This window comes from Ruegeria sp. BHSA162, from assembly GCF_059613385.1.
In genome coordinates this window covers 1-22793 of record NZ_JBXWSK010000005.1, presented here as the reverse complement: position 1 = coordinate 22793, position 22793 = coordinate 1, and the positions used below count along the sequence as shown (strand labels likewise).

Sequence of the window (22793 nt, the reverse complement as noted above, 5' to 3'; positions counted from 1 at the left end):
CACATCGTCTTCCAGTCGGATATCAACATCTTATCCCCGGCTAATTTTCATGCTGCAGTGCTATTTTCTTGCCGGATGTGAGGGCGAGTGCCATCGTTCAGACATCGCCAAGGTTCATCACGATCCAAGGCGGGACGCAAAGGTCAGGGGGTCCTGGCACCGCAGGCAGATCTTAGGATTTTCGTCGGGTTGCAAGGGCTTACCGGTAGGTGACCAGTCAGGAGGGGCGCAAGCCCGGCTTGAGCGGTCAGCTTCTCAGAAGGCCAGAGCGGGCGGCAGAGCGCCATCAGGTGCTTTGCGGCAGCGAGGTCCCCTCGGGGGCTGAAGCAACTGGATCGGGGCGTCCCTCGGGCGTGTCGACCCGGCAAGGCGTCAGGGGTGTCCGCAAGGGCACATGCAAAGACCGCGTCTGCGCACCTGGCGCCTTTTCCTTTTGCCGATTTCGGTTTCGTACAGGCTTCCACTCACCGCCCGTCAGAACGGGAACGGGGTTCTTGCGCAATTGCACAAGAACCCCGCAGTCGTGTCAGTAATGCATTACCGCGTCTATGCACCTGTGGCAGGGACAATAATCCGGTCGCCCGGAACTTTCAACCATATGTTGGTAGTGCTGCGCCGCTGTCCGCTAGATGCTGACGGGTGTCAGAGGCTTTCCTGAACGTCCGTCGCCGCGCCCTGGATGGCGTCGCCGGCTTTTTCGATGTCTTTGCCCGCGCCTTTTGCGGTTTCACAGGCCGTCAGGGCCAAAAGGCTCAGCCCGATCAGAATAGTGCGGATCATCGATATCTCCTTGGTTGGTCGACTACCAATCGGTAGCACCATTCAGGCAATGCAGACAAACCTTTTTGGGTGATCAGCCTTTGCGGAAGATGGGACCAAGGATGCCCGTCGCGACAAAGATCAACGCGGCCGCGCAAACGATGCTTGGTCCAGCGGGTGTATCCGCCCAATATGCACCGCCCAGTCCGCCCAACGCCGCCGTCGAGCCGATAATCGCAGCGGTGAAAGCCATGCTTTCTGGGGTGCGGGCCAAAGGGCGGGCTCCGGCCGCTGGAATGACCAGCAGGGCCGCGATCAGAAGAATTCCGACAACTTTGATGGCGACCGCAACGGCCAGTGCCATCGCCAGAGTCAGCCATAGTTCTTCTCGTTTAGGATCGATCCCGGATGCCTGAGCCAGGTCCGGGTTGAGTGTCGAAACCAGAAGGGCTGACCAGCGCCAGACCATCAGCGCCAAAATCGTGGCGCCACCGATCCAGATCGTGGCCAGATCGGATTTTGTTACGGCAAGGATATCGCCGAACAAAAAGGCATTCAGGTCCAGTCGGACATCGGACAGCAACGCCACGGTTACCAAGCCGGCGGCCAGTGCGGTGTGTGCAATCACACCCAGAAGCGTGTCCATGGCGTAACCGCGACCGCGCAGCAGGCTGACCGACAAGCCCATGGCAAGCGCAGCGGCAATGATTGCGGGCAGCAGCGGCAGAGAAAAGCTGAGCGCCAGCGCTACACCCAATACGGCCGCATGTGCGGTGGCCTCTCCGAGATAGGCCATGCGCCGCCAGACGACAAAACATCCCAGCGGTGCCGCGGCGATCGAAACACCGAGTCCTGCCAGGGCGGCGCGAACCATGAAATCGTCCAGCATCAGTGTGACGTATCCTGCGCGTGATTGTGATCGTGGGTATGACTGTGCTTGTGTTGGTACAAGGCCATCGTGCCCCGCGTTCCGCTGCCGAACAACGCCCGATATTCCGGCGCGTCTGCGACCATGTGGGGTGCCCCTTCACAGCAGACATGCCCGTTCAGGCACAGAACCCGATCCGACGCGGCCATGACGACGTGCAAGTCATGGCTGACCATGACTATGGCGCAGCCGAGGTCCGTGCGAACCTGTTCAATGCGTTCATAGAAGGCAGCTGCGCCGGGCTGATCAAGCCCTTGGGTTGCTTCGTCCAGCAGCAGCACCTGAGGCTCTTCCAGCAGCGCGCGGGCCAGAAGGACGCGTTGAAACTGACCGCCGGACAGTCGGGTCATCTGTCTGTCACGCAAGTCCGGCACGCCGGCCAGTTCAAGCGCGGTTTTGGCCTTGCTGGCCGAAACCCGTTTCGGCAGACCAAGGAATCGTTGCACCGTCATCGGCAGGGCGGCGTCCAGCGCAAGTTTCTGGGGGACATAGCCGATCCGCAAACCCGGGGCGCGCCGAACAGTGCCCTGAGCCGCGGGAACAGCTCCGATCATGGCGCGCAGCAGTGTCGATTTTCCCGAACCGTTCGGGCCGACAATGGTGACGATTTCACCAGCGGCGATCTGTGCTGATACGTTGTCCAGAATGAGCCGGCCATCCAGGCGCACCGACAGGTTCTGTAGAGAAATGAGGGGGGTCGTCATGGCTGCGTTCCAATGCAATCCGGGCAAAGACCTTCGGCCTCGACCACGATCCTTTCTATGGTGAAACCTGATGTGTCAGCGGCAGCACCAAGCCGGCCCTGAGTCAGCTCGGTTTCGGTTTCGGCCACGGCCTTGCACGCCCGGCAAATCAGAAACGCAGGCACGTGGTCGTGCGTGGGGTGGGCGCAGGCCGCATAGGCGTTCATCTGCTCGATACGGTGCACGAACCCATGCTGCACCAGGAAGTCCAGTGCACGATAAGCCACCGGAGGTTGCGACCCCATGCCTTCGGCCGACAGAATAGCCAGAATGTCATAAGCTCCCATTGCCTTGTGCTGCTCCAACAATATCTCCAACACGCGGCGGCGCACCGCCGTGAACTGAAGCTTTTGGTTGGCGCATTTTTCCTCAGCCTTGCTCAGCGCGGTTTTCATGCAGTGGTTATGATTGTGGTGCCTGAAGCCTACTGTGCTCATGTGCGCTCCGAAATTTTTGACTTGATATGTTATAACGTGAGCAATATCAAGCCGACCAGCAATGTAATAACATATCATTTCAGGAGGTGACATGTCCCGAAAATTCTTGTTGCTGGCCGGCGTCGTGCTGGCCGGAAAGGCGGCGGCCGATGCGCCCAACGTTGCCGTCGATATCGCACCGGTTCACGCGTTGGTTGCCCAAGTCATGGACGGTGTTGCCGAGCCTTCCCTGATCATCCCGCCCGGAGCCTCACCTCATGACCACGCCATGCGCCCGTCCGAGGCGCGAGCGTTGCAATCTGCGGACGTGGTTTTTTGGGTAGGCCCGGAACTGACCCCGTGGATGACGGGACCACTTGGTGCCCTGTCCGAGGGAGCGACGCAGGTTGAGTTGCTGGAGGTGGCAGGGACTGTGCAGCACGATTTCCGCGACGTGGCCGATCATCATGAGGGAGAAGAGGAGCATGCAGACCACGACGAGCACGACGATCATTCGGACCATGATGACCATGCGACACACGATGAACACGAGGATCATGCAGGTCACGACGACCATGCGGACCACGATGAACATGAAAAACATGAAGAGCACGCCGGTCACGATGCACATGACCATGACCACGGGCATGACCACGACGGTGTAGACCCGCATGCTTGGCTGGACCCGGAAAACGCGCGCGTCTGGGTGCAGGCAATTGCCGAAACTCTGTCGGAGAAGGACCCGGATAACGCTGCGCGGTACCAAGCCAACGCGGACAAGGCGGTTGAAGGCCTGAGCGCTTTGGAAGCCGAGATCCGGGCGGATCTGGCGCAGTCAGAGCTGCGGTTTGTCACCTTTCACGACGCCTACCAGTATTTCGAACGCCGGTTCGATCTGGCATCTTCGGGCACAGTGAGCCTTGGCGATGCGTCTGCCCCCGGACCGGCCCGTCTGGCCGAGCTCAGGGCCCGGATTGAAGAAGAGGGCATTGATTGCGCTTTTTCCGAGCCGCAATACGATACCCGTCTGATCTCCGCCGCGACGGAGGGGATGGATGTGCAAATCCTCGTGCTTGACCCGATCGGGGTTGCGCTCGAGCCGGGTCCAACCCTGTATCCGGACCTGTTGCGCGCAATGGCCGCAAGTTTTCAGGCCTGCAGCGGCACCTCGTGAACAAAGAAGGGCGCAACGATCTGTTGCGCCCTTCGCCATTCTATGGGCTTTCTGACTTATTCCTCGTCGCAGAACAACTCGTACACCGTTTCCAGCATTTTGCGAGGCCTGTCGTCTGCAAGGCGATAGTAGATCGCCTTGCCTTCGCGCCGGGGCGTGACCAGCCCCTCAAGGCGCAGCCGCGACAGTTGCTGTGAAACGGCGGCCTGTCGGGCGGACAGCAGTGACTCGAGTTCGGTCACCGATTTTTCGCCGGATACCAGATGACAGAGGATCATCAACCGGCCCTCGTGGCTGATCGCTTTCAGAAAATTCGAAGCGCGGGTTGCGTTAGCGGCCATCCGGTCCATGTCGTCGCGCGAGATGTCTTCGGAAAGTTGGGGAAGTGCCATCTTCTTGTCCTTGTTGGCCCCTTGGTGAGTGTGGGGCAGGTGTTCCCTTTGTTAGTTTCGCCTGAGCGAATTGGGTCTCTATACAGAATGATCAGATATTTCCATATGCATGGATCAAAATGGCGTGATGAAAGCGCTGTGAATGGCGGCGAGGCCCAAAAACAGCCGGGTATTTGCGTTCTGCGCGGTTGTTCGCTCTGTCTTGCGGCATCCCGATGATGCGGCCTGACCCGTATTTCTCAATCGATGTCGCGTGTCCGCTGCCCCTTGCAGGCCCCCGAAGGCAACACTAAGACTCGTGTAACTTCTCATCGGGTATGGTCCCGGTTCACACCAAAGCAGGCAGGTTCCGAATGTTCGATCCAGTTGACACCTACATGAATACGCTCGTCCCGATGGTCGTTGAGCAGACCAGCCGCGGCGAAAGGGCCTATGACATCTTCTCGCGCCTGCTGAAGGAGCGGATCATCTTCATCAATGGCCCGATCCATGACGGGATGAGCCACCTGATCGTAGCGCAGCTTCTGCATCTGGAAGCCGAGAATCCCAACAAGGAAATCTCGATCTACATCAACTCGCCCGGCGGTGTCGTGACCAGCGGTCTGTCGATCTACGACACAATGCAGTACATCAAGCCAAAATGTTCGACATTGGTGATCGGCCAGGCGGCCTCGATGGGGTCGGTCCTGCTGGCGGGCGGAGAGAAGGGGATGCGCTTCTCGCTGCCGAACAGCCGCATCATGGTGCACCAGCCCAGCGGCGGTTACCAGGGTCAAGCCAGCGACATCATGATTCACGCGGCCGAAACGCAGAAGCTGAAGGATCGTTTGTACGATATCTATGCCAAGCATACCGGACAGTCGAAAAAGGCCATTGAAAAGGCTTTGGACCGTGACAATTTCATGAGCCCGGAAGAAGCAAAAGAGTGGGGCCATATCGACGAGATTGTCGAAAGCCGCTCCAAATCCGAACCGACCGAAGCGTGATGCGGAAACCCCGCACCCACGGGTGCGGGGTGCGATTTTGACATTGTAGCTGCCCCGGTGCTGGCCTAAGCTGCACGGACAGGCGGCAAGCGCGGTCCGGATCCGGGCCGCAGGGATGGAGCCCGAAAGGTAGAACATGGCGACGAATTCAGGCGGCGACAGCAAGAACACGCTCTACTGCAGTTTCTGTGGAAAAAGCCAGCATGAGGTGCGTAAGCTTATTGCTGGACCGACCGTGTTCATCTGTGATGAATGCGTCGAACTGTGCATGGACATCATCCGCGAGGAAACCAAAGCCAGCGGACTGAAATCCTCGGACGGTGTGCCCACCCCCAAAGATATCTGCGAGGTGTTGGACGACTATGTCATCGGCCAGGCTCGGGCCAAGCGTGTCCTGTCGGTTGCCGTGCACAACCACTACAAACGTCTGAACCACGCGCAGAAGGCCGGTGGTGACATCGAGTTGGCCAAGTCGAACATTCTGCTGATTGGTCCGACCGGGTGCGGCAAAACCTTGCTGGCGCAGACGCTCGCGCGGATTCTGGACGTGCCGTTCACGATGGCTGACGCGACCACGCTGACCGAAGCCGGTTACGTGGGCGAGGATGTCGAGAACATCATCCTCAAGCTGTTGCAGGCCAGCGAATACAATGTCGAGCGCGCCCAGCGCGGCATCGTCTATATCGACGAGGTCGACAAGATCACTCGTAAATCCGAAAACCCCTCGATCACCCGCGACGTGTCGGGCGAGGGTGTGCAGCAGGCCCTGCTGAAGCTGATGGAAGGAACCGTGGCCAGCGTTCCGCCGCAGGGCGGGCGCAAGCACCCGCAGCAGGAATTCCTGCAGGTGGACACCACCAACATCCTGTTCATCTGCGGCGGCGCTTTTGCAGGTCTGGACAAGATCATCGCGCAGCGCGGCAAAGGCTCGGCCATGGGATTTGGCGCCGATGTGCGCGACAATGACGAACGCGGTGTGGGCGAGATCTTCCAGGATCTCGAGCCCGAGGATCTGCTGAAATTCGGTCTGATCCCGGAATTCGTTGGACGTCTGCCCGTGCTGGCAACGCTTGAGGACCTGGATGAGGACGCGCTTGTCACCATCCTGACCAAGCCCAAGAATGCGCTGGTCAAGCAATACCAGCGTTTGTTCGAGTTGGAGAACGTCGAACTGGACTTTACCGACGACGCGCTTGCCGCGATTGCCAAAAAGGCGATCGAACGCAAGACCGGTGCCCGCGGCCTGCGTTCCATCCTGGAAGACATTCTTTTGGACACGATGTTCGAACTGCCGGGCATGAAGAACGTGACCAAGGTGGTCGTGAACGAAGAGGCCGTGACGTCGGAGGCGCAGCCGCTGATCATCTATGCGGATGCTGCGCCGGAATCGGCATCTGCCGGCTGAACTGTTTGAAATTTAATGCAGATACGGCGCGGCATAGTCCGCGCCGTTTTCATATGAGGGTGCCATGACGATCCAACGTATTTCCTCGGGCGGTGAGTTCGAAGCCAAGGTCGGCTACTGCCGAGCCGTTGTCGCGGGTGGCTGGGTCCATGTTGCCGGAACGGTCGGGCAGGGCGAAGGCATCGTCGACCAATGCCGCTCGGCGCTGACGATCATAGGCAACGCCTTGGCAGAGGCGGGCGCCACTTTTGCCGACGTGGTGCGCGTGACTTACATGCTGCCCGATCGCCGCGAATTTGAAGCGTGCTGGCCGGTCCTGGCTGAGACGTTCGGTGCCAACCCGCCTGTTGCGACGATGATCGAATGCGGGTTGATTGATCCAAAATACCGGATCGAAATCGAGGTCACCGCATTCTTGCCCAAGTAGTGGGTGCGGTATTTGTGGCTCTGGACCTCTGCTCGGCTTTGGTCCATATCTGCATGGACAGAAATGCCGGAGGCAGCCGATGGGAATCCTGAACACTCTTTTGCGGGCCGTGACCTGGTGGAACGGGGCCACTCTGAACACGCAGATCTACACTGCGCGCAAAGGTATCAAGGTGGGCGAGGACGATCAGGGCAACGTGTTTTATCGCAACGCCGATGACAGTAAACGGTGGGTGATTTTCAATGGAGAGGCCGAGGCGAGCCGGATCGACCCGGAATGGCACGGCTGGTTGCACCGCACCTGGGATGAGCCGCCGACCGACAAGCCACTGCCACACAAGGCGTGGGAAAAGCCGCATCAGGAAAATCTGACGGGCACCGCGATGGCCTATGTGCCGGCGGGGTCCCTGCGCCGTCCCGATCCGATCGAGCGCAAGGACTACGAAGCCTGGAGCCCGGAATAAGCGAGATCCACATGTCGACCCACAACATGACCGAAGTTCTTGTCGGCGGTGTCGTGCTGGCCAGTGCATTGGCGTTTGGCGTGTATGCCAGCCAGTCCACGGGCTGGTCGCGCGAAAACGGGGGCTATCACCTTGAGGCGTCCTTTCGGTCGCTTGAGGGTGTGGCGGTGGGCACGGATGTGCGCCTCGCGGGTGTAAAGATCGGCACCGTGACCGATGTCGAGTTGAACCCTGAAACCTACCGTGCCGATACGACGATTTCGGTTGCCGAAAACATCCAGATTCCGGATGACAGCGCGATCGTGATCTCGTCCGAAGGCCTTCTGGGGGGCAACTTCGTCGAGGTCATGCCCGGCGGCTCTCCGTTCTATTTTGAGCCGGGCGATCAGATTGAAGACACGCAAGGAGCCGTCAGCCTGATCTCGTTGCTGGTCAAGTTTGTGGCCGGGGATGGCAGCGAATGATGCGTGCCGCCCTGATGGCGCTGCTGTTGGCCGCGACGACGGCCGGCGCGCAGCAGAAGGTTTCCTCGGGACCGGGGGCCATGCTGCGCGGGCTGGACAAGGTCAGCGGTCAGACGGTGGACGTGCAGGTGCCGACCGGTGATACGGTCGAAGTTTTTGGCTTGGATGTCGCCTTGGGTGATTGCCGGTATCCGTCTGAAAACCCGACCGGTGACGCGTTTGCCTATCTTACGATTTGGGAAAAGGGAAAGGCCGACCAGCTGTTCGACGGCTGGATGATCGCCACGTCCCCGGCGCTCAACGCCCTGGATCACTCGCGCTACGATGTCTGGGTAATCCGTTGTATCACCCCCTGAGGGGTCTGACACACCTCGGCGGTGAAATCTGCGCTGGCAGCAGTGGCCTGATCCAGAAGTTGGCGGTATTGCTGTCTGGGGATTTCGATCGCCCCCAACGAAGCCAAATGTGCCGTCAGAAATTGTGTGTCGAACAGTTGAAAACCTGTCTGGCGCAATCGGTCGACCAGATAGGCGAGCGCAATTTTTGACGCATCGGTACGGCGCGAAAACATGCTTTCCCCGAAAAATGCCGCACCCAAGGCAACTCCATAGACGCCACCGACAAGCTCCTCGCCCTCCCAAACCTCAAGTGAATGGGCGCGGCCCGAGTGGTGCAGTTGGGCATAGAGTCTGCGCAGTTCGTCATTGATCCAGGTGTCCGCCCGGTCCGCGCATCCGTCCACGACGGCTGCAAAATCCCGGTTTATGGTCACGGAGAACCCGCAGTTCCGGATGCGTCGCGCAAGGCTGCGGGAGATGTGAAACCCGTCCAACGGGAATACACCCCGCAGCTTTGGATCGACCCAGAAAAGATTCGGGTCGTTCCTGTGTTCGGCCATCGGGAAGATTCCGATGGAATAGCCGTGCAACAGCAGATCAGGCGTCAGGCCCATGGCTCACACCGCGGCGACAAGCCCGAGAGCGCGTGCTCTCGCGGCTTGGTCGATACTAGGCCATGTTCTCCGCAAGCCAGTGCTCCAGCCAGTGGATGTTGTAATCGCCGCTGTGGATGTCGGGTTCCTGCAGAAGTGCATGAAACAGGGGAACCGTCGTGTCCACACCGTCCACGATCAATTCACCCAAGGCCCGATTCAACCGCGCCAGCGCTTCGGGGCGGTCGCGCCCGTGCACGATCAGCTTGCCGATCAACGAGTCGTAGTAGGGTGGGATCGAATACCCGTTGTACAGCGCCGAATCCATCCGGACACCCAGGCCGCCCGGTGCGTGATACGCCGTGATCTTGCCCGGGCAGGGCGCGAAATTCGGCAGCTTTTCGGCATTGATCCGAACTTCGATCGCGTGGCCGTTGATCTCCAGATCATCCTGGCCGAACGACATCGGTTCTCCGGCCGCAACGAGGATCTGCTCGCGAACAAGGTCGACGCCGAAAATGCCTTCGGTCACAGGGTGTTCGACCTGCAGGCGGGTGTTCATCTCAATGAAATAGAACTCGCCATTTTCATACAGGAACTCGATCGTGCCCGCGCCGATATAGTTGATCTTGGCGACCGCATCCGCGCAGACCTTGCCGATTTGGGCGCGTTCCTCAGGAGTGATGCAGGGGCCCGGAGCCTCTTCGAATACTTTCTGGTGACGGCGCTGCAGCGAACAGTCGCGCTCAGCCAGGTGGACCGCATTGCCCTTGCCGTCGCCGAAGACCTGAATCTCGATGTGGCGGGGCGTGGTCAGGTATTTCTCGATATAGACTTCGTCATTGCCGAACGCGGCTTTGCCCTCGGCCCGCGCAGTCATGAAGGCGCTTTCCATTTCGGCCGCGGTCTGCGCGACTTTCATGCCGCGTCCACCACCACCTGCGGTGGCCTTGATGATGACCGGATAGCCGATCTCTTCACCGATGCGCTTGGCCGACTCAAGATCCGGAACGCCGCCGTCCGAGCCCGGTACGCAGGGAACGCCCAGCTCTTTCATGGTGTCTTTGGCGGTGATCTTGTCGCCCATGATGCGGATGTGTTCGGCGGTGGGGCCGATGAACGTGATGCCGTGGTCTTCGACGATCTGAACGAACTCGGCATTTTCGGACAGAAAGCCATAGCCGGGGTGGATCGCCTGGGCGCCGGTGATTTCACAGGCCGAGATGATCGCGGGCATCGAGAGATAGCTCTGGGGGCCGGGTGCCGGTCCGATACACACGGACTCGTCAGCCATGCGCACGTGCATGGCGTCACTGTCAGCGGTCGAGTGCACGGCAACCGTCGCAATCCCCATCTCGCGCGCGGCGCGGATCACACGCAGGGCGATCTCGCCTCGGTTGGCAATCAGGATCTTGTCGAACATGGGCCCGCCTTACTCGATAATGACCAGAGGAGTGCCGAATTCGACAGCGTCGCCATCCCCGACCAGGATCCGCTTGACGGTGCCGGATTTGGGGGCGTGGATGTGGTTCATGGTCTTCATCGCTTCGACGATCAGCAGCGTATCGCCTTCGGAAACAGATGCGCCGACGGCAATGAACGGAGACGCGCCGGGTTCCGGCTGCATATAGACGGTACCAACCATGGGTGAGGTCACCGCGCCGGGGTGGCTCGCCGGGTCCTCGACGGCAGCGGGTGCTTCGGCGGGGGCAGCAGCGGGGGCTGCGACAGGTGCCGGTGCGGCAGCGGGTGCCGGGACGGCAACTTGCACAGGCGCGGGTGTCGGGCTTACTCGGCTGACCCGGACGTTCAGGCTGTCTTCTTCGCCATATTCCCGTTTCACCTGCAACTCAGTCAGGTCGTTTTCGCGCAAGAGTTCGGCCAGTGCCTTGATGAACGTCACATCCGCTTCGTGTCTGTTGTCTGTCATGAGTGTCCTCGAAGGTTCCCCTTTGGCCCGTCTGTCTGCGCGGGCTCTGGTCAATTACGCTGCGTTATAAGGCAACCGCGCGGCCATGAAAAGCGCCGACTGGGGCCGTCCTGCCCCGGTTTCTGCGTTATCGGCAGGGTCCACGACGGTCAGAGCGGCGTGCCGGACAGTTTGGCGACCAGTTCCGGCAGCTTGCGCGCTCCGAATTTCTCGAGCAACCGGGCGCGGTAGGCTTCGATGGTCCGGTAGCTGAGCCCCAGTTCGACGCCTATTTCCTTGGCCGACAGGCCGCGACAGGACAGGATCGCGACTTCACGTTCGCGTTTGGTCAATTCGACCAGTGGGCGTTCCTCGGAAATGTCGGAGAAGCTCCAGATTCCATGGCGGAATGGGTCATCGGGTGTCAGCGACCGGCCGCGCGCGCGACACCAGAACAAGTCGCCGTTGCGGCGGCGCATGACCCGCTCGTCCGTGTAGTAGCCGGTGTCCCGCATGACCTGAAGACTTCGTGCGCCAATTCTCTCCCAATCGGCAACGGATGGGTACAGGTGCAGCAAAGGCAGGTTGCGGTAGTCGGATTCGTTGCCCCCGAATGTCCGGGCAAACTGCAAATTGCACCGCCGGATGATGCGGTTTTCAAGCTCGACAAGCCCGATAGGTGCGTATTCGAAGGCCGGATCACTCATTTGCCTATCGTGCCGCCAATTCGGCCGGAATTGAAGAGGGCATTGCAGCACAGGATTGCTTTGGCGTCCGAAAGCGATCAGAGCCCGGTGAAAGCCACGACATTGTCAATGTTGTAAAACTGCTTTGAAAAGGGCGGCGTAAATCATATAAATACATGAAGTATTCAGAAAATACGGGGTTGTTTCGAGGGCAACTCGAACACGTTTCGGCGGGGGCATCATGCGTGATTCATTGACGGGCAGCCGTATCCGCGAAAGGCGGCAAATCTCGGGCTTGCGTCAGGCCCAGCTGGCGCGTCAGGTCGGCATTTCAGCGTCATATCTGAACTTGATCGAGCACAATCGGCGGCGCATCGGGGGCAAACTGCTGGTCGATATCGCTTCGGCTTTGTCCGTTGAGCCTTCGGTTTTGACACAGGGGGTCGAGGCGACGCTGATCGCGGCTCTTCGTGAGGCGGCGGCGGATGCGGTCGGCCAAAAGGCCGAAGTTGAGGCGCTGGATGAATTCGCCGGCCGGTTTCCCGGCTGGGCCGCTGTGCTGGCACAGATGCATCGTCGGGTGGTTTCGCTGGAACGTACCGTGGAAACCCTGTCAGACCGGCTGACCCATGACCCGCACCTTGCGGCATCCATGCACGAAGTCCTGTCCGCCGCAGCAGCGATTCGGTCGACAGCCGCCATCCTGGCCGAACCGGGCGAGATCGAGGCCGAGTGGCGCGACAGATTCCACCGAAACTTGCACCAGGATGCCGAACGTCTGGCTGAAAGCTCAAAAGCTCTGGTCGCCTTTTTGGACGAAAGCGAGGACACCGGCGAACGGCGCGGGTTGCCGATGGAGGAGGTCGAGGCATTTCTGGAGAAGCGCGGGTTTCATTTGCCGGAACTTGAGACAGGACAGGACCCGGTATCCCTCGCGCAGGCCGAGATGGCCTCTTCCGCCTCAAGATCTGTCGCGCGTCAGGTGCTCGACGCCTATGCGGCGGATGCCCGGGCCATGCCGCTGGAAGCGGTTTCGGAGGCACTGGAGGTCGAAGGCGTTGATCCTCTGCGTCTTGCCGCGCGGTTTTCGGTTGACCTGCCGACAGTCCTGCGACGGCTTGCGTTTCTGCCCGAGGATGTCATGCCGCGTCCGGCCGGGTTGGTCATATGCGATTCATCAGGAAGCATTTTGCTGTTCAAGCCGGTCCCCGGTTTCGCAATGCCGCGCCACGGCGAAGCCTGTCCTTTGTGGCCGGTCTTCAGCGCGCTGAACCGGCCCCTTGTGCCGATCCGAAAACGCGTGACCCTGTTGGGCCGGACGCCGGCGGATTTCGACTGCTTTGCAATCGCCTGGCCTCAACCCGTCAGCGCCTTCGGTCAGGAACCTGTGTACAGATCGGCGATGCTGGTGCTGCCGGTCGAAGAGCCCGGCGTGGCCACCGACTTGCCGCTACAGGTCGGCACGAGCTGCAGGATCTGTCCCCGAAAGCCGTGCGACTCGCGGCGGGAGCCGTCGATTTTGAGTGAAGGTTTTTGACAGTTTCCTGACACAGCGATTAATCTGCACTTGGCAGGTGGCTGGAGGTGCGACCGGTCTTGGGGAGGAAGTGAACATATGAGCCGCAAGGTTCTGTTGATCGAGGATGAACCGAACATCACGGAGGCAATCAGGTTTCTGCTGACCCGCGAAGGGTGGCAGGTCGAAACCCATGCCGAAGGTGAAAACGCGGTTCAAACGATATTGTCTGCGCAGCCTGATCTGGTCATTCTGGATGTGATGCTGCCCGGCAAGAGCGGTATGGATGTTCTGCGCGAATTGCGCGAGCACGAGGAGATGCGCGCCTTGCCTGTTCTGATGCTGACCGCTCGCGGTCAGTCGCGAGACCGCGAGATGGCTGAAAAGGCAGGCGTCAGCCGGTTCATGACGAAACCGTTCTCGAATACCGAAGTGCTGACGGCTGTGCGTGATTTGCACGCGCAGGCGTCACAGTCATGACCACACCGGAAAACGAGCCAGCCCGCCCGACAGGCCCGCGTCCGTCGGTGTTTTTGGAACGGCAGAGTTACCGCCGCCGCAGGCTGGCCGATGCGGCCCGAATGCTGCCCTTTGTCGGCGCGGGTCTGATCTGCATCCCGCTGCTGTGGCCGGATCCGGGGCCGGAAAACTCTGGCGTCCCGTTGTCGTCGGCCATTCTTTATGTCTTTTCATGCTGGGCCGCCCTGATTGTGGTCAGCCTCCTGTTCGGCTTTGCCGCCCGGCGGATGTCGTCCTCGGAGGGGTCCGCGGCAGAGAGTGAGCAATGGCCACGCTGAACGTCCTGATCCTTGTTTGCCTGGGCTACGTCGTGCTTTTGTTCGGCGTTGCGTTTGCAGCCGATCGAATGGCCGCCGCGGGGAGAGGCAAATGGCTGCGGTCACCGTTGATCTACACGCTGTCTTTGTCGATCTACTGCACCGCCTGGACCTTCTATGGCGCGGTTGGCAATGCGGCCCGGTCCGGTCTGGAATTCGTGACGATCTACCTCGGGCCGACCTTGGTGATGATCAGCTGGTGGTGGGGGCTGCGCAAGCTAGTGCGTGTGGGCCGTAGCCAGAGGGTGACTTCGGTCGCCGACTTGATCTCATCGCGCTATGGCAAGTCGAACACCTTGGCCATCTGTGTTACGATCCTCGCCGTGCTGGGGGGCACACCCTATATCGCGCTGCAACTCCAGTCGATAACGCTGTCGTTCTCGATTTTCGCCGAAGCCGACCCTTCGGGCCTTTACCGCGAGGGCGCCAGCGTATTCTGGGTGGCCGCGGGTCTGGCCGTGTTTGCCATTCTGTTCGGCACCCGGAACCTGGATGCCAATGAACGGCACCATGGCGTGGTGACCGCCATCGCGTTGGAATCCGTCGTCAAACTGTTCGCTTTGTTGGCGGTGGGCATCTTTGTCGTCTGGGGGGTGGCCGGAGGCGTCACGCCCATGATGGAGCGGATCGACGCATCGGAAATAGGGCGTTGGAACGTCGATACCGGACGCTGGATGGCCATTACCTTCCTGTCGGCGGCTGCATTTGTGTGCTTGCCGCGGATGTTTCAGGTCATGGTCGTCGAGAATGACGACGAAAGCCACCTGAGAACGGCGGCCTGGGCTTTCCCGCTCTACCTTCTTTTGATGAGCCTTTTCGTGGTTCCCATTGCGGTCGTCGGGCTGGATCTGCTGCCGGCCGGGTCAAATCCGGACCTTTTCGTGCTGACGGTTCCTCTGTCACAGGGGAATGACTGGCTGGCGATGCTGTCCTTCATCGGCGGTTTTTCGTCGGCCACGTCGATGGTCATCGTGACGGCGATGGCCCTGTCGACCATGGTCTCGAACCACGTCGTGATGCCGATCTGGCTGAATACGCGCGAGAACGCCAGTTCCATGTCAGGCGATGTGCGAAACGTGGTGCTGATGGCGCGCCGGGTTTCGATTGCCGCCATCATGGCCTTGGGGTTCTTCTACTATCGTATGTCCGGTGGCGGCGCCGCGCTGGCCTCGATCGGCCTGGTGGCGTTTGCAGGTGTGTCGCAGATTCTGCCGGCTCTGGTTGGCGGCCTGTTCTGGCGCGGGGCGACACGGACAGGTGCCCTTGTTGGGCTGAGCGTGGGGTTCTTCCTTTGGATCTACACGCTGTTACTGCCGGGAATGGGCGGTAATGTCATGTCCGCCTCGGTCATTGAAAACGGTCCTTTCGGTCTGGGGTGGCTGCGTCCGCAGGCGTTGTTCGGCCTTGATGGTTTGGACCCGATGACCCACACGGTGCTTTGGTCGCTGTCACTGAACACGTTGGCCTTTTGCCTAGCGTCACTTCTGAGCTTTCCCAGCCCGCTTGAACGGTTGCAGGGGGCGCAGTTCGTCAACGTCTTTGATCATTCTGTCGCGCCCGGGGGGTGGACGGGATCCGTTGCCCAGAGTGAAGACCTGATGATCATGACCCAACGGATCCTCGGGGCCGGTCCCGCTCAGGATTTCTTTCAGGCCGAGGCGGAAAAGCAGGGCGTGCGCGGGCGCTGGCCAGAACCTACGCCGGGTTTTCTGGAACGGCTGGAACGCGAATTGAGCGGCTCGGTCGGTGCGGCCACGGCTCATGCCATGATCGGGCAGATCGTCGGAGGTTCGTCCGTTTCGGTCGAGGATCTGTTGGCGGTGGCCGACGAATCCGCGCAATTGCTGGAATACTCCAGCCAGCTTGAGGCGAAGTCGGCCGAACTGAGCCGTACGGCCCGCAAACTGCGCGAGGCCAACGAAAAACTGACCCAGATCTCGCGTCAGAAAGATGCCTTCCTGGGGCAGGTCAGCCACGAGTTGCGCACTCCGATGACGTCCATTCGTGCCTTTTCGGAGATCATGCGGGACACTGACGGGCTGAGCGCTGAGGAATCTCGGCGTTATGCGACAATCATCCATGACGAAGCGCTGCGCCTGACGCGGCTGCTGGATGACCTGTTGGACCTGAGCGTTCTGGAAAACGGTCAGGTCAGCTTGAATATGGGTGATGCCAGCTTGCGGACGGTTCTGGATCGGGCCGTGTCAACGACTATGGCAGGGGCAGACAGCCCTTTGACCATTCTCCGCAATCTGTCTGCCGAGCGCATCGCGTTGCATTCCGATCTGGATCGCCTGGGGCAGGTCTTCATCAATCTGATTTCGAACGCACAGAAGTACTGTGACGCGCCCGAGCCGGTCCTGACGATTTCAGCCCATGATGTCGGCGGCCAGGCGGTGATCGACTTTGTCGACAACGGCAGCGGTATCCCGCCGGACGCCCAGTCGATGGTCTTTGAGAAATTCGCGCGGGTCGGATTTGACAAGGCGGGCGGTGCAGGTCTTGGACTGGCTATTTGCCGTGAGATCATGCACCGGCTTGGGGGAGAAATCACCTATCTGCCCGGGCAGGGCGGCGCAGCGTTCCGCGTGAGCCTGCCATTGCCTCACCGGCAGGCGGCTCAGTAGCGGGCAAGTAAAGGTATTCGTAACGAACAATGGGCTAGACCAGTAGCGAGCAGAATCGAAACTGGCGGACCGTTGCGATGTCAAAGACTGTCAGCGCGGCCTTGGCGCGCAAATTGTCGGCAGGACAAGAGGGGGCGGGTAGCAAATCCCGGGCGCTGCTGCGGGCATTGCGCCTTGCGATTGCCCGCGCCGCGGTCGAACGTTTCAAGCTATCAGCATCCGTCATTGGCGCGAAACAGGCCAGAAGATGCCAGGAAGTCGTCACGAGCGGGCTGGAAGATGGTCAGTTGTTTCTGCTGTTCGCGACCAAAGAGGGCAGGGTAGCCAGTGTTGTCTTGGACGTCGGTTTGGTCTCGGCGGTCATCCAGAAGCAGACAATGGGCGAAGTATTCCCGGACCTGCCCCAGCCTCGCGCCCTCACCGACACCGATGCGGCAATGGTGGTCCCGTTGGTCGAGGACATGCTGGAACGGGCCCGGAAACTGGTCGATGATCAAAGCGATGCAGCCCGCCTGAACGGATATGAGTTCGCTTCACGGGCGGTCGATCGGCGGACGCTTTCTTTGGCACTGGTCGAGGACGGGTATGATGCGTTCGAGTTCAAGGTTGAACTCGAGGGCGGTGTACGGCAGGGAACGGTCCTCATCCTGCTGCCGGAAATTTCAGTGGCCGAGGGGCAGGACGGGCACGCAGATTTGGAACCGCTGAAGACGCTGTCGCAAGCCGCAGGCGTGGTTCGGGCCGAACTCAACGCGGTGATTTGTCGGATGCATCTCCCGCTGACAACGCTGTCGGAGCTGGGCATCGGGGATCTGCTGCCACTTGCGGGAGCGCGACTTGATCGGATCGACATTGCCGCGATTGATCGGACCCAGGCCACTACGGGACGTCTGGGCCAATGTGGCGGTCAACGGGCAGTGCGGATCAACGAGTTTCTGCAGCCGCCCGCCCCAACACGACCCGAAGCGCAGAGCTTTGTCGAGCACAAGCGAAGGGACGCGCCGGCTGAAACAGCAGATGTTGATTTGTCGCGTCAGGACGCCGTTGCCCAAGACCGATCGCATGCGCAATCCGCAGTGGATGAAGACTTCGCGCAAGCAAGCACCGACCGCCTCGCGTCCGAAATATCCGAATTGGCGGGTCTACCTGCTCCTGCGGAACGACCCAACGACTGACGTATGAAATCAGGTGTTCGCCGCCCGCATCTGCAGCAATGCCGGGCGCAAACCGTCCAGCGCGTAGCCCGCCTTTGCCGTGGCTTCGAGAATTTCATCGGGGCTCATCTTGTCGCACTGCCCAAGGGCCCAAACGACAGAACAGCGGGTGCCCGAGGCACAGTAGGCAAGAACCGGGCCTTCGCAAGACTCGGCAAGGTCGCGCTGCCGTGCCACGTTCTCGGGCGTCATGGTTTGGTGCGTCAGTTCAAGCACCTCAAACTCGAGACCCGCATCCCGCACGGCCTGGCCGATTACCTCGGATTGCATGGTGGCAGGCACTTCAACATTCGGACGGTTGCAGATTACCTTGACGAAGCCGGCGGCAACGATGGCGGGCACATCCTCGACCGTGATCTGCGGCGAGACGAAATAGCGGGGCGTGATCTGTCGAATCTCCATGCCGATTTCTTAGGTCGCAGAGTCAGCCCTGTCCAGTTCCACGGCGTGACCGTTCTTGCGCTGCGGCTTTTGCGGATTGATGTCTGTCAAGGCAGTTCGGTCGAAATCAGGTTAATATTCGATCGACTCGCGGCCCAGCGCCGGCCGCCGGATAGCGCGCGGGCGATTTTTTGCTGGGTTTGGGCGGGTCCTGTGTTGGTCTCAATCCTGTTACCTATATCAGGCAGGATGGCAGCATTTGGGAGGATGGCCATGACCACGAACGAGCTTTATTTCGAAGCCGAGCGGCTGGAGCGGAAACTGCACGGGGCAAATCTCGAGACCCGGCTGGCACTGCAGCCCAGCGTCACCAAGGTAATTGAACGCATGCGCGCTCAAGGCATGAGCGTGCCATCGCGCTTCCGACGGCTGGACGCTGCGTTGATCGAAGATGCGGTTGAAGCCCAGTTCGACAACATGCCGATCTGACACCGGCGGTCAGCCGAACGATATGCCAAGGATAACCAGCATCAGTCCTATGACGGACAAAAACAGCGCGCCCATGTTCCAAGGCAGAACCCGCTGAACGGCAGCCCGCAATTCGTCGTCAGTCAAGCCTGACCGACGAGCCTTCATCACGCGCAGAATGCACCAGACCAATCCTGTCAGCCCGGCCAGTGACAGGCTGGCGCCTCCCCAGATGAACACCTCGAACATTGCGCCCCGCATCGTTCTGTTTCGCTGCCGATGCGCTTAGCGGATCGTTGCCGGCGGCACAAGGCAACCAGCCCCATTGTTCGCTTGCGGCGGACCCGCCGGCACGGTATCCGACATGTTGCCCGTGACCCCGGCTATAGAGAATTCCACTTGGGAGAGACGCATATGGAAGACATGACCGAAGACCAGGCCGCTGCGAACTACCGCGTGACAGCAGGCGAGCTGCGCCAGTTCATCGAACGGTTCGAACGTCTGGAGGCCGAAAAGAAAGACATCGCTGACCAGCAGAAGGAAGTGATGGCTGAGGCCAAGGCACGTGGCTACGACACCAAGGTGATGCGCAAGGTTATCGCGCTGCGCAAGCGTGACAAAGACGATATCGCCGAAGAAGAAGCGGTGTTGGAAATGTACAAGGAAGCCCTGGGCATGTAAGCCTCGGGCCTTCGGAGGCTTCGGTCAGCGACTCAGAAACCGCACTCCCGGCAACTTCTTGAGTCGTTCCAGATCCTGTGTGTAAAGCTCGGAAAACGCCGCGTGGATTTCGGCGCTCCACCCAGGGAAGTCCAGTTCCTCCTCGATTCTGTCCGGCAAGGCGTGCTGCGAAAAAACGGCAGCGAGGCGGTCGTGCAGGAGGGCCGGGTCCGTGTGCCCGACTTGCTGTTGGATCGCTTCAATCTCCCGCTTGCCGTCTGCGTCAACCAGCGAGGATAGCAGCGAGAACTCCTCGGTCAGCGGTATGTCGGCGCTCAGACCGCACAGGCTGCGGATAATGTCCCCCCAGATCAGCGGGCACTCCTCATTGGCCCAGACCGTAATGGAAACGGCGGGGGCAAGATCGTGAATATCCTCGATAAGGGTCAGCCAACTCAGGCAGCTCAGGTCCGTTGACGCCAGAATGCTCTCGCGGGTTTCGTCCGGCAATGCCATCAATACCTTGGGTATGAAGCTGCCCGGATTTTGCAGCCCGATAAACAATTCGACCTCGTGTCCTTCGAAAGCCTGATCCAGCAAGGCCAGCCGACGACCTGCATGGGGATAGAATTGGCCGTCCTTTATGGCGCTGTTCAGTTCTCCGATGAAGTCCACAGTGCTCATGACCACTCGGCCGGTTTCCGGATCATCAGGAATTTGGGCTCTCAAACGCTCGAAGGCATCTGGGGTCAGCTTGCCTTCGTCCAGCGCATTCAGCGGCGTCTTGAATGCCTTCCGGAACCGACGCGGACCAAACAGCACAATGCCGTTTTCCTGCAATACACTGGCATTCGCCTGAAGCGATTTGAGCAGGAGCCCCCCGTCTGAAAAAACCACACCGGAGTGAATGGCCACATGCATGCCGACCGCTGTCCTTGCCCTTCGATTGAATACGTTTCGGGGTTACAGGTTGAACGATAGACAGTCAAACCTGCCATTCTTTCGCCATGATAAAGATTGCCTGAGAACGTCGAAACTTGATTGTGGTCAACAGGACAGCGCCAGAAACGACTGGGTCGAATTGCTTCGCAACCGTCGTTGCCGCGTAACCATCTGTGGCGTCTGTGTTGCAGATAATCGAGGCGATTTTATGTGGCGCTGATTTTCCGCATGTTGTTGCACAATTCCGTCGCAAACCCGCTTGCCTTTGTTGAGGCTTTCACCTAATCACAGCGCCATCGGCTCAATGAAATTACATGTGTTTCGATAGGCATGTAATCACAGAGGGTTGAAAAGGTGGGAGTGGTTGCCCGTTCTTGCCTTTGCCTGCAAAGGTATCTGAAAGCGTAATGCTTGCCCCTATAGCTCAGCTGGTAGAGCAACTGATTTGTAATCAGTAGGTCCGCGGTTCGAGTCCGTGTGGGGGCACCATCTTCTCCGAAAACTCAAGAAAGTTTGTACTTGTCTGAACGGCTTTCCGGCGGTGCGGTACGTTGTTTTCTATCCATCGTATTTATTTAACGCATCCCGCTCGCTTGGATGCGCTTGGCAGGGTTGTTCTCTGGGGTCTCAATCGCGAGGCCAATTCAGGATATGGCTGCGACATTCTTCTGCCACTTTTGGGAACTGTGTTCGCTCGCGGGTGTACAGATAAACATCACGAACGTCCGACAAATCCTCGATCGGACGGAAGGCAGTGTTTTCCGGCAAAAACCGTGCGACCGTTTCAGGCAGTATGGTCACCCACCGCCCGGTTGCGACCATGGCGATCAACGAGTGAGTGTTGTGCACCGTGATCGCGGACCCTGCGATTACGTCTTCGAAACCCGGATTTTCAATGAGTTGGCACAGCGAGTTGTGCACGAATCCCTTCGCCGCGACTTGGTTCAGCGTTGGTGGCTCGTGCGCAGTGATCAGGGCGTGATCAGCGGCGGCCACAAGCCCAAACCTGTCTTGAAACAGCGGCTCGGCCCGTATTCCGTTCAAGGGGTGATGGCCCGAGGCAATCCCCACATCCGCCCGCCCTTCGGTGAGGCTGTCCAAAACCTGTCGGGTGTCGGTGTCCCTCAGCTCGATCTTCAGGCCGGGAAAGGCGCTGGACAGGTGGTCAAGCAGCGATGGAAACAGCAGTGCTGCCACCGAAGGGACGGAAACGATCCGGATCAGCCCTTGGGACGCTTTGGCCAGGGCTTCAATGCTTTGGACCGTGTCGTCAAATTGGCGCACCTGATTTTGGGCGAGGACAAAGACTTCCGCCCCCAGAGGCGACAGCTGGTTCTTTCGCTCACCCAGGAACAAGCGTTTGCCGAGATGTTCTTCAAACTGTTTCAGGGTCATCGAGACTGCAGACTGAGTGCGACCCAGACGGCTTGCGGCTTCAGCAAGATTTCCGGACTGGGCGACTGTGCAATAGCAGCGGAGCATTTCCAGTTTCAGTGACAAATTTCAGATTTCCTAAAGTTAATTTAATTTGTTTGAGTTTGCCTGATGTCCGGGCAGAGGTCTATTCTGTTCGTGAAACGTACCGGACCCGAGGCCCCCTGTGACAAAATTGAACCTGATTGCCGGCGAGTGGATGGCCGGCGACACCGCGATCGAGAACCGCAACCCTTCTGATCTGACGGATGTGATTGGCCTGTTCGCCCAGGCAAGCGCTGATCAGCTGTCCGCGACCCTCGATCGGGCACGTATCGCGCAGCTGGAATGGGCGGCCTATGGGTTGGAACGCAAGCAGGCGGTTCTGATGAGTATCGGGACCGAGTTGATGTCCCGCGCCGAAGAGTTGGGGCGGTTGTTGTCGCGAGAAGAGGGGAAGCCGTTTGCCGAGGGCAAGGGCGAGGTTTACCGCGCGGGGCAGTTCTTTACGTATTATGCGGCGGAATGCCTGCGCCAGATCGGTGAAAACGCGGACAGCGTACGTGAGGGCGTCGAAATCGACGTGCGCCGCGAACCGGTCGGGGTTGTCGCGGTAATCTCTCCTTGGAATTTCCCGACAGCTACGGCCGCATGGAAGATCGCACCGGCCTTGTGTTATGGGAACGCCGTAGTGTGGAAGCCGGCCAACCTGACCCCGGCCTCAGCCGTGGCGTTGACTGAGATCATTGAGCGTCAGGACATTCCCAAGGGTCTTTTCAGTTTGGTCATGGGATCAGGCGGCGCAATCGGACAAAGACTGGTTGAGAGCCCTCAGGTGGATGCGATTTCGTTCACCGGATCGGTGCCCGTCGGCAAGGGCATTGCCGCAGCAGCCATCCAGAACCTGACCAAGGTGCAGATGGAGATGGGCTCCAAAAACGCGTTGGCCGTGATGGATGACGCGGATCTGGATCTGGCGGTGTCACTTGCGCTGGGCGGAGCTTTTGGCGGCACCGGGCAGAAATGCACCGCCTCTTCGCGGTTGGTGGTCCA

28 protein-coding genes and 1 tRNA gene are annotated in these 22793 nt (G+C 59.7%); 16 read left to right on the top strand and 13 right to left on the bottom strand.

What is annotated here, in order from left to right:
• Positions 1 to 642: 642 nt before the first annotated feature.
• From AC2FM5_RS03015 to AC2FM5_RS03000, 4 genes are all read right to left on the bottom strand, one after another.
• Positions 643 to 780 carry an entericidin A/B family lipoprotein gene (locus tag AC2FM5_RS03015; protein WP_093962692.1) on the bottom strand — a complete coding sequence of 46 codons (138 nt, stop codon included), beginning with the start codon at positions 778 to 780 and terminating at the stop codon, positions 643 to 645.
• Between the two features lie 73 nt (positions 781 to 853).
• Positions 854 to 1648 carry an iron chelate uptake ABC transporter family permease subunit gene (locus AC2FM5_RS03010; protein ID WP_496733814.1) on the bottom strand — a complete coding sequence of 265 codons (795 nt, stop codon included), beginning with the start codon at positions 1646 to 1648 and terminating at the stop codon, positions 854 to 856.
• The gene (locus AC2FM5_RS03005) at positions 1648 to 2391 is read right to left on the bottom strand and encodes a metal ABC transporter ATP-binding protein (RefSeq protein WP_170337588.1); all 744 of its coding nucleotides are present in this window, start codon (positions 2389 to 2391) and stop codon (positions 1648 to 1650) included. The genes AC2FM5_RS03010 and AC2FM5_RS03005 overlap by 1 nt, the downstream gene beginning before the upstream one ends.
• On the bottom strand, positions 2388 to 2867 hold the full coding sequence (locus AC2FM5_RS03000) for a Fur family transcriptional regulator (RefSeq protein ID WP_170368787.1): 480 nt from the start codon (positions 2865 to 2867) through the stop codon (positions 2388 to 2390). Before AC2FM5_RS03000 ends, AC2FM5_RS03005 begins: the two co-directional genes overlap by 4 nt.
• 91 nt (positions 2868 to 2958) lie before the next feature.
• On the opposite strand from AC2FM5_RS03000, the gene AC2FM5_RS02995 reads away from it, so the two are divergent.
• Positions 2959 to 4020: a zinc ABC transporter substrate-binding protein gene (locus AC2FM5_RS02995; RefSeq protein WP_496733813.1), complete on the top strand. Its 1062-nt coding sequence runs from the start codon at positions 2959 to 2961 to the stop codon at positions 4018 to 4020.
• Between the two features lie 56 nt (positions 4021 to 4076).
• On the opposite strand, the gene AC2FM5_RS02990 is transcribed toward AC2FM5_RS02995, so the two are convergent.
• Entirely contained in the window at positions 4077 to 4412 is a 336-nt protein-coding gene (locus AC2FM5_RS02990) for an ArsR/SmtB family transcription factor (protein WP_093962687.1), read from the bottom strand.
• 353 nt (positions 4413 to 4765) lie between these two features.
• Here AC2FM5_RS02990 and AC2FM5_RS02985 point away from each other — a divergent pair, with 353 nt between their 5' ends.
• The 6 genes from AC2FM5_RS02985 (at position 4766) to AC2FM5_RS02960 (ending at position 8513) form a co-directional block, all read left to right on the top strand.
• Positions 4766 to 5398, top strand: a complete 633-nt coding sequence (locus tag AC2FM5_RS02985; RefSeq protein ID WP_093962686.1) for an ATP-dependent Clp protease proteolytic subunit — start codon at positions 4766 to 4768, stop codon at positions 5396 to 5398.
• A gap of 136 nt (positions 5399 to 5534) precedes the next feature.
• On the top strand, positions 5535 to 6803 hold the full coding sequence (gene clpX, locus AC2FM5_RS02980) for an ATP-dependent Clp protease ATP-binding subunit ClpX (RefSeq protein WP_093962685.1): 1269 nt from the start codon (positions 5535 to 5537) through the stop codon (positions 6801 to 6803).
• Between the two features lie 64 nt (positions 6804 to 6867).
• Positions 6868 to 7230 (top strand): RidA family protein, encoded by a 363-nt coding sequence (locus AC2FM5_RS02975; RefSeq protein ID WP_496733812.1) that lies wholly within the window; start codon positions 6868 to 6870, stop codon positions 7228 to 7230.
• Positions 7231 to 7309: 79 nt separating this feature from the next.
• Positions 7310 to 7693, top strand: a complete 384-nt coding sequence (locus tag AC2FM5_RS02970; RefSeq protein ID WP_093962683.1) for an NADH:ubiquinone oxidoreductase subunit NDUFA12 — start codon at positions 7310 to 7312, stop codon at positions 7691 to 7693.
• 11 nt (positions 7694 to 7704) lie between these two features.
• Complete coding sequence (gene mlaD / locus AC2FM5_RS02965) at positions 7705 to 8157, top strand: outer membrane lipid asymmetry maintenance protein MlaD (protein WP_093962682.1); 453 nt, start codon at positions 7705 to 7707, stop codon at positions 8155 to 8157.
• A complete protein-coding gene (locus tag AC2FM5_RS02960; protein ID WP_170358308.1) occupies positions 8154 to 8513 on the top strand; it encodes a DUF2155 domain-containing protein in 360 nt (119 codons plus the stop codon). Before mlaD ends, AC2FM5_RS02960 begins: the two co-directional genes overlap by 4 nt.
• Here AC2FM5_RS02960 and aat read toward each other — a convergent pair.
• The 4 genes from aat to AC2FM5_RS02940 form a co-directional block, all read right to left on the bottom strand.
• Positions 8477 to 9109: a leucyl/phenylalanyl-tRNA--protein transferase gene (gene aat / locus AC2FM5_RS02955; RefSeq protein ID WP_496733810.1), complete on the bottom strand. Its 633-nt coding sequence runs from the start codon at positions 9107 to 9109 to the stop codon at positions 8477 to 8479. The two genes, AC2FM5_RS02960 and aat, sit on opposite strands and share 37 nt — an antisense overlap.
• 55 nt (positions 9110 to 9164) lie before the next feature.
• Entirely contained in the window at positions 9165 to 10511 is a 1347-nt protein-coding gene (accC, locus tag AC2FM5_RS02950) for an acetyl-CoA carboxylase biotin carboxylase subunit (protein WP_170358311.1), read from the bottom strand.
• 9 nt (positions 10512 to 10520) lie between these two features.
• Complete coding sequence (gene accB / locus AC2FM5_RS02945; protein ID WP_496733808.1) at positions 10521 to 11018, bottom strand: acetyl-CoA carboxylase biotin carboxyl carrier protein; 498 nt, start codon at positions 11016 to 11018, stop codon at positions 10521 to 10523.
• Positions 11019 to 11167: 149 nt separating this feature from the next.
• Entirely contained in the window at positions 11168 to 11704 is a 537-nt protein-coding gene (locus AC2FM5_RS02940) for a LuxR C-terminal-related transcriptional regulator (RefSeq protein ID WP_093962677.1), read from the bottom strand.
• Between the two features lie 220 nt (positions 11705 to 11924).
• On the opposite strand from AC2FM5_RS02940, the gene AC2FM5_RS02935 reads away from it, so the two are divergent.
• From AC2FM5_RS02935 to AC2FM5_RS02915, 5 genes are all read left to right on the top strand, one after another.
• On the top strand, positions 11925 to 13220 hold the full coding sequence (locus AC2FM5_RS02935) for a helix-turn-helix domain-containing protein (RefSeq protein ID WP_496733806.1): 1296 nt from the start codon (positions 11925 to 11927) through the stop codon (positions 13218 to 13220).
• 78 nt (positions 13221 to 13298) lie between these two features.
• Positions 13299 to 13679, top strand: coding sequence for a response regulator transcription factor (locus AC2FM5_RS02930; RefSeq protein WP_093962675.1), 381 nt, complete (start codon positions 13299 to 13301; stop codon positions 13677 to 13679).
• Positions 13676 to 13996 carry a hypothetical protein gene (locus AC2FM5_RS02925; RefSeq protein WP_170337599.1) on the top strand — a complete coding sequence of 107 codons (321 nt, stop codon included), beginning with the start codon at positions 13676 to 13678 and terminating at the stop codon, positions 13994 to 13996. The genes AC2FM5_RS02930 and AC2FM5_RS02925 overlap by 4 nt, the downstream gene beginning before the upstream one ends.
• Positions 13984 to 16662 (top strand): sensor histidine kinase, encoded by a 2679-nt coding sequence (locus tag AC2FM5_RS02920; RefSeq protein ID WP_170358315.1) that lies wholly within the window; start codon positions 13984 to 13986, stop codon positions 16660 to 16662. Before AC2FM5_RS02925 ends, AC2FM5_RS02920 begins: the two co-directional genes overlap by 13 nt.
• Positions 16663 to 16739: 77 nt before the next feature.
• Positions 16740 to 17837, top strand: a complete 1098-nt coding sequence (locus AC2FM5_RS02915; RefSeq protein WP_496733803.1) for a FliM/FliN family flagellar motor C-terminal domain-containing protein — start codon at positions 16740 to 16742, stop codon at positions 17835 to 17837.
• Positions 17838 to 17846: 9 nt separating this feature from the next.
• On the opposite strand, the gene AC2FM5_RS02910 is transcribed toward AC2FM5_RS02915, so the two are convergent.
• Positions 17847 to 18278, bottom strand: coding sequence for a protein tyrosine phosphatase family protein (locus AC2FM5_RS02910; protein ID WP_170338056.1), 432 nt, complete (start codon positions 18276 to 18278; stop codon positions 17847 to 17849).
• Positions 18279 to 18530: 252 nt separating this feature from the next.
• Between AC2FM5_RS02910 and AC2FM5_RS02905 the strand changes: the two genes are divergently transcribed.
• Entirely contained in the window at positions 18531 to 18746 is a 216-nt protein-coding gene (locus tag AC2FM5_RS02905; protein WP_170337604.1) for a hypothetical protein, read from the top strand.
• A 9-nt stretch (positions 18747 to 18755) separates the two neighbouring features.
• Here AC2FM5_RS02905 and AC2FM5_RS02900 read toward each other — a convergent pair whose 3' ends face one another.
• Entirely contained in the window at positions 18756 to 18974 is a 219-nt protein-coding gene (locus AC2FM5_RS02900) for a hypothetical protein (protein ID WP_496733911.1), read from the bottom strand.
• A 165-nt stretch (positions 18975 to 19139) separates the two neighbouring features.
• On the opposite strand from AC2FM5_RS02900, the gene AC2FM5_RS02895 reads away from it, so the two are divergent.
• The gene (locus AC2FM5_RS02895) at positions 19140 to 19406 is read left to right on the top strand and encodes a DUF2312 domain-containing protein (protein ID WP_093962669.1); all 267 of its coding nucleotides are present in this window, start codon (positions 19140 to 19142) and stop codon (positions 19404 to 19406) included.
• Positions 19407 to 19430: 24 nt separating this feature from the next.
• On the opposite strand, the gene AC2FM5_RS02890 is transcribed toward AC2FM5_RS02895, so the two are convergent.
• A complete protein-coding gene (locus AC2FM5_RS02890) occupies positions 19431 to 20306 on the bottom strand; it encodes a hypothetical protein (RefSeq protein ID WP_496733800.1) in 876 nt (291 codons plus the stop codon).
• A 434-nt stretch (positions 20307 to 20740) separates the two neighbouring features.
• On the opposite strand from AC2FM5_RS02890, the gene AC2FM5_RS02885 reads away from it, so the two are divergent.
• Positions 20741 to 20816 (top strand) — tRNA-Thr (locus tag AC2FM5_RS02885).
• A 138-nt stretch (positions 20817 to 20954) separates the two neighbouring features.
• Here the strand turns inward: AC2FM5_RS02885 and AC2FM5_RS02880 are convergent.
• Positions 20955 to 21809, bottom strand: coding sequence for a LysR family transcriptional regulator (locus tag AC2FM5_RS02880; protein WP_496733909.1), 855 nt, complete (start codon positions 21807 to 21809; stop codon positions 20955 to 20957).
• A gap of 151 nt (positions 21810 to 21960) precedes the next feature.
• On the opposite strand from AC2FM5_RS02880, the gene AC2FM5_RS02875 reads away from it, so the two are divergent.
• The coding region (locus tag AC2FM5_RS02875) for an aldehyde dehydrogenase family protein (RefSeq protein WP_496733907.1) at positions 21961 to 22793 on the top strand (833 nt) is incomplete at its 3' end.

Coding starts and splice junctions, on each gene's coding strand:
- AC2FM5_RS03015 (WP_093962692.1), bottom strand. CDS start 780: ATGATCCGCACTATTCTGATCGGGCTGAGCCTTTTGGCCCTGACGGCC.
- AC2FM5_RS02880 (WP_496733909.1), bottom strand. CDS start 21,809: ATGCTCCGCTGCTATTGCACAGTCGCCCAGTCCGGAAATCTTGCTGAA.
- AC2FM5_RS02985 (WP_093962686.1), top strand. CDS start 4,766: ATGTTCGATCCAGTTGACACCTACATGAATACGCTCGTCCCGATGGTC.
- AC2FM5_RS02895 (WP_093962669.1), top strand. CDS start 19,140: ATGGAAGACATGACCGAAGACCAGGCCGCTGCGAACTACCGCGTGACA.
- AC2FM5_RS02970 (WP_093962683.1), top strand. CDS start 7,310: ATGGGAATCCTGAACACTCTTTTGCGGGCCGTGACCTGGTGGAACGGG.
- AC2FM5_RS02920 (WP_170358315.1), top strand. CDS start 13,984: ATGGCCACGCTGAACGTCCTGATCCTTGTTTGCCTGGGCTACGTCGTG.
- mlaD (WP_093962682.1), top strand. CDS start 7,705: ATGTCGACCCACAACATGACCGAAGTTCTTGTCGGCGGTGTCGTGCTG.
- AC2FM5_RS02905 (WP_170337604.1), top strand. CDS start 18,531: ATGACCACGAACGAGCTTTATTTCGAAGCCGAGCGGCTGGAGCGGAAA.
- AC2FM5_RS02915 (WP_496733803.1), top strand. CDS start 16,740: ATGTCAAAGACTGTCAGCGCGGCCTTGGCGCGCAAATTGTCGGCAGGA.
- AC2FM5_RS02995 (WP_496733813.1), top strand. CDS start 2,959: ATGTCCCGAAAATTCTTGTTGCTGGCCGGCGTCGTGCTGGCCGGAAAG.
- AC2FM5_RS02890 (WP_496733800.1), bottom strand. CDS start 20,306: ATGCATGTGGCCATTCACTCCGGTGTGGTTTTTTCAGACGGGGGGCTC.
- AC2FM5_RS02975 (WP_496733812.1), top strand. CDS start 6,868: ATGACGATCCAACGTATTTCCTCGGGCGGTGAGTTCGAAGCCAAGGTC.
- AC2FM5_RS03005 (WP_170337588.1), bottom strand. CDS start 2,391: ATGACGACCCCCCTCATTTCTCTACAGAACCTGTCGGTGCGCCTGGAT.
- AC2FM5_RS03000 (WP_170368787.1), bottom strand. CDS start 2,867: ATGAGCACAGTAGGCTTCAGGCACCACAATCATAACCACTGCATGAAA.
- AC2FM5_RS03010 (WP_496733814.1), bottom strand. CDS start 1,648: ATGCTGGACGATTTCATGGTTCGCGCCGCCCTGGCAGGACTCGGTGTT.
- AC2FM5_RS02935 (WP_496733806.1), top strand. CDS start 11,925: ATGCGTGATTCATTGACGGGCAGCCGTATCCGCGAAAGGCGGCAAATC.
- AC2FM5_RS02925 (WP_170337599.1), top strand. CDS start 13,676: ATGACCACACCGGAAAACGAGCCAGCCCGCCCGACAGGCCCGCGTCCG.
- AC2FM5_RS02990 (WP_093962687.1), bottom strand. CDS start 4,412: ATGGCACTTCCCCAACTTTCCGAAGACATCTCGCGCGACGACATGGAC.
- accC (WP_170358311.1), bottom strand. CDS start 10,511: ATGTTCGACAAGATCCTGATTGCCAACCGAGGCGAGATCGCCCTGCGT.
- clpX (WP_093962685.1), top strand. CDS start 5,535: ATGGCGACGAATTCAGGCGGCGACAGCAAGAACACGCTCTACTGCAGT.
- accB (WP_496733808.1), bottom strand. CDS start 11,018: ATGACAGACAACAGACACGAAGCGGATGTGACGTTCATCAAGGCACTG.
- AC2FM5_RS02900 (WP_496733911.1), bottom strand. CDS start 18,974: ATGTTCGAGGTGTTCATCTGGGGAGGCGCCAGCCTGTCACTGGCCGGG.
- AC2FM5_RS02960 (WP_170358308.1), top strand. CDS start 8,154: ATGATGCGTGCCGCCCTGATGGCGCTGCTGTTGGCCGCGACGACGGCC.
- AC2FM5_RS02930 (WP_093962675.1), top strand. CDS start 13,299: ATGAGCCGCAAGGTTCTGTTGATCGAGGATGAACCGAACATCACGGAG.
- AC2FM5_RS02940 (WP_093962677.1), bottom strand. CDS start 11,704: ATGAGTGATCCGGCCTTCGAATACGCACCTATCGGGCTTGTCGAGCTT.
- aat (WP_496733810.1), bottom strand. CDS start 9,109: ATGGGCCTGACGCCTGATCTGCTGTTGCACGGCTATTCCATCGGAATC.
- AC2FM5_RS02910 (WP_170338056.1), bottom strand. CDS start 18,278: ATGGAGATTCGACAGATCACGCCCCGCTATTTCGTCTCGCCGCAGATC.